The following is a 3,099-nucleotide window of genomic DNA, read 5'->3' on the forward strand; positions in this document are numbered from 1 at the left end:
AGCTCTGCCAGACGCCGCAAGGGGCGGAACTTTCCCGCCTCCGGTTTATGGCTCATGCGCCACACGTAGTCGCCGGTAAGGTTGATGTGCTCCCATGGACTATTGCTTGATAGTCTGCCATTATGTTCATGAAGTTCATGAACATAAGAGGTACCATGGAAGCCAAGCGTCTTACGAAGTCGAAGCCTAGGAAGCGGAGCCTCGGGGTGCTCTCAAAAGGGGTCCCACCCGGAAGCCATCCCGATCTCGTGAATTTCTCCGTAAGGCTTCATACGGAGGGTGGGAATGCCTTGCGGTTCACAGGCATTGATCCGCAATTCATCGCGGAGCCTCGGCATAGCCCCATTGTTCCCGTTCAAGTCACGGACAGGCTCCACGGAATCTTGGATGTGCCACCGGTGGAGGGCTTGCTTGCCCTGACTTACGTATTCCCGTATGGGAGTGGTGGACGCTGCGCGTTAGCGGATACCGAGGACAAGCTAAAAAGGGCTGTGACCGCTGCACTGAGTGGCAAGCCTCGGCATGAACCTCTTTCGCACAAGGTTCAGGGCAAGCACGACAACCTCGTTGTCCTGGTTCTAGACAACGCCTTCAATCGAGTGCGCGAAGATCCAACCCCCGCTCAGCCGACGTGGGACATTAGCGCGGCACTCCTTGCACGCGTAAAGGAACTGGTGAGCCCTGCGGAGCTAGTGGCCGCGCGCGTTCTGGCGGAACCCCAGGCGCGGATAGACCAGTTGCTCTTGGCGGCCGCGAAGGCGTTGGGGCAGGAGGATGCACCTGCGTCGGCCTCTGCCAGAGTGACAGCTCCGAGTGAAGATGATCCTTTGCGAGCGGCAAGGGAGCGCGGCCGCCAGTTTGCACTCGACGAATGGGCGAAACCCGAAAATTTGCCGCTGCGAGAGGCTGCCGCATATGCAAGCCGGTCGGACCGAGCCATCAACGAGGCGCGCCTGAAAGGTCGTCTCTACGCGCTGGTACCGCCCGGCAAGCAGCGCGGCCTGCGTTATCCGCAGTGGCAGTTTGACGCGGAGCCCGACCGGCTCGCCGAGGTCCTTGCGCCATTCGTCCAGAACCACGCAAGCTGCTGGGTGGTGCACAACTTCATGCAGCGCCCGCTTGAGGCAATCAGCGATAGTCGGCCGATGGACTGGATTCTTGATGGCTCCAAGCCGATAGCCCTGCTTGCCGCGGCGGCGATGAGCCGGTTTGCTGGCGACCAAGGGGCAGCGTGATGCCCGCCTTGACTGCTGAGGAAGTAGGTTGTCCGCTGCCCCCGGACGATCTGGCCGAGCGCCACATGCCGGTGAAGGAACTGGACCTTGCTGTGACGCCGGTGTGGCGGATTCACCGGTCCACATATGGGCCGATTCATTACAACAGGACGTCGACGGGCGGAACGCCCTATCGATTCGACGCGCCGAACGACGCGTTCGGCGTCCTGTATGCATCGCCCAGCTTTGACGCCTGCATGGCTGAAGCTGTGATTCGCGATAGGTTCCACGGAAAATCGCGCCCGCTGCTGCTCGACGAGGAGGAGTTGACCCGACGCTGCATCAGCGACCTCGGGACGAACCTTGGTCGCCCGCTGCGGCTGGCCGACTTGACACAACCGCACCTGCACCTGGGGATGGACAATCGGGTTCTGACGACGACCGACTACCGCGGTCCAAATCTGTGGAGTGCCGCCATTTTTGACGCCTACCCGGACATTGATGGCATCTACTTCACGTCGCGGTTCGCCAATGAGCCGAGTGTGGCCATCTTCGAACGGGCGCCACTCATCCCAAGGGGTGCCCCGATCCCGCTGGCCCGCTTTCACTTGCTTCCTGACTTCCTGGCGCGGTACGACGTTGGCATTGCGCCGCCCACGGACCCGTGGAATGCCTGACGGAAAAGGATGCCCCCGCGTATGAGCGGGGGCATGCTATGCCTTTGATTCAAGCGTCCAGCACTGCCGCAACGGCGGCTGCGACGGTGGCGGTTCCCGCGAGGCACAGCCGGAACAGCGGTGTCAGATTGCCGGCGTCTGGCAGGACAATCGTCACGCTAGCGACGCTGAGCGTGACGGCGATGAACAGTCGAACCCACGACCATTCGCGACGGCAAGCGCTGTGGACCGTGACGAACGGCATCAGGCCGTTCAGGAAGAAAACTGCCCACGCGAGCTGGGCGGTCGGGGACAGGTGCAACAGGTTTTCGATGGCCATCAAGGCTCCTTTGGTTGGGCCGCCCCAGTGGGCGGTTCACCAATCTAGCCATCCGGTTTTAGCCATCCCCCGGGAGGCTAGTTGTCGCCGGGGCCGTTGCTGCCGACCGGCGCCGCGGCCGCAGATGGCGCGGCGCCTGGCAGCTTCCCGGCCACCGCACGGGCGACGTCTTCGAGGGCCTCATGGGTGTAGCGCCGTGTCGTATTGATGTCGCGATGACGTAGCGAGCGTTGCACGTCCGTAACCGAAACCCCCGAGCGCAGCAGGTGTGTCGCATGGGCATGGCGTAGCCAGTGTGTCGACGCCACGCGCAGGCTGGCCGCATCGTCGGCGCAACCGGCCGCTTCCAGCCTCGCCGCGGCCTCGCCAAACGCGTCGCGCACGATCGTGTAGATCCCGCGCCAGTTTTCGTTGCAGCGCAAGCGGGTCGGTCAGCGGCGCCGCGCGCTGCCGGCCGCCGGCGATCGCCGGGATGACGGCCATCGTGTCGGTCGGCTTCGGCTCGGGCGACAGGCCCACCAGTAGCCGGAAGCGCGCGAGTTCGCCCATCACGTTGTCGCATGGCACCAGTTGGTCGTCGCCGCCCTTGGCGTGGCGGATGCGCACGGTCCAGAAGCCCCCGGCCTTGCCGCGTTGGCGCGCGAAGTCCGGCCACGTCAGCGCGGCGACTTCCGAGGCGCGCAAGCCCGTCTGGAACAGCAGGGCCAGCAGGACACGGTCGCGGGCTTTGTGCAACTGGGCCCAGAGCGTCGGCGCCGGGCGGGCCTCGATCGCGTCGAAGACGGCCGCCACCTATTCGGAAAATATTGCCCTTTAAGACCCCCCTCGCCGGGTTAGAGCTCTGCCAGACGCCGCAAGGGGCGGAACTTTCCCGCCTCCGGTTTATGGC

General features: G+C 63.9%; 5 protein-coding genes. 2 read left to right on the top strand and 3 right to left on the bottom strand.

Annotated features, from left to right (window positions below; genetic code table 11):
- Nucleotides 1–407 precede the first annotated feature (407 nt).
- Complete coding sequence (locus tag A3A5_RS40300) at nt 408–1,235, top strand: hypothetical protein (protein ID WP_157637234.1); 828 nt, start codon at nt 408–410, stop codon at nt 1,233–1,235.
- Complete coding sequence (locus tag A3A5_RS0116105) at nt 1,235–1,891, top strand: RES family NAD+ phosphorylase (RefSeq protein ID WP_018311581.1); 657 nt, start codon at nt 1,235–1,237, stop codon at nt 1,889–1,891. The genes A3A5_RS40300 and A3A5_RS0116105 overlap by 1 nt, the downstream gene beginning before the upstream one ends.
- A 49-nt stretch (nt 1,892–1,940) precedes the next feature.
- Here the strand turns inward: A3A5_RS0116105 and A3A5_RS0116110 are convergent, their stop codons facing one another.
- The 3 genes from A3A5_RS0116110 to A3A5_RS45685 form a co-directional block, all read right to left on the bottom strand.
- Nucleotides 1,941–2,210 (bottom strand): hypothetical protein, encoded by a 270-nt coding sequence (locus tag A3A5_RS0116110; protein ID WP_018311582.1) that lies wholly within the window; start codon nt 2,208–2,210, stop codon nt 1,941–1,943.
- 77 nt (nt 2,211–2,287) lie between these two features.
- Nucleotides 2,288–2,476, bottom strand: coding sequence for a hypothetical protein (locus tag A3A5_RS44785; protein WP_369797786.1), 189 nt, complete (start codon nt 2,474–2,476; stop codon nt 2,288–2,290).
- Nucleotides 2,391–3,002 carry a tyrosine-type recombinase/integrase gene (locus tag A3A5_RS45685; RefSeq protein ID WP_369797785.1) on the bottom strand — a complete coding sequence of 204 codons (612 nt, stop codon included), beginning with the start codon at nt 3,000–3,002 and terminating at the stop codon, nt 2,391–2,393. Before A3A5_RS45685 ends, A3A5_RS44785 begins: the two co-directional genes overlap by 86 nt.
- Between the last annotated feature and the right edge of the window lie 97 nt (nt 3,003–3,099).

Origin of the sequence: Cupriavidus sp. UYPR2.512, from assembly GCF_000379565.1 — a bacterium.
Lineage (GTDB): Bacteria > Pseudomonadota > Gammaproteobacteria > Burkholderiales > Burkholderiaceae > Cupriavidus.

Excerpts from the sequence above, each read along its gene's own strand:
- A3A5_RS0116105 (WP_018311581.1), top strand. The coding sequence starts at position 1,235 with ATGCCCGCCTTGACTGCTGAGGAAGTAGGTTGTCCGCTGCCCCCGGAC.
- A3A5_RS0116110 (WP_018311582.1), bottom strand. The coding sequence starts at position 2,210 with ATGGCCATCGAAAACCTGTTGCACCTGTCCCCGACCGCCCAGCTCGCG.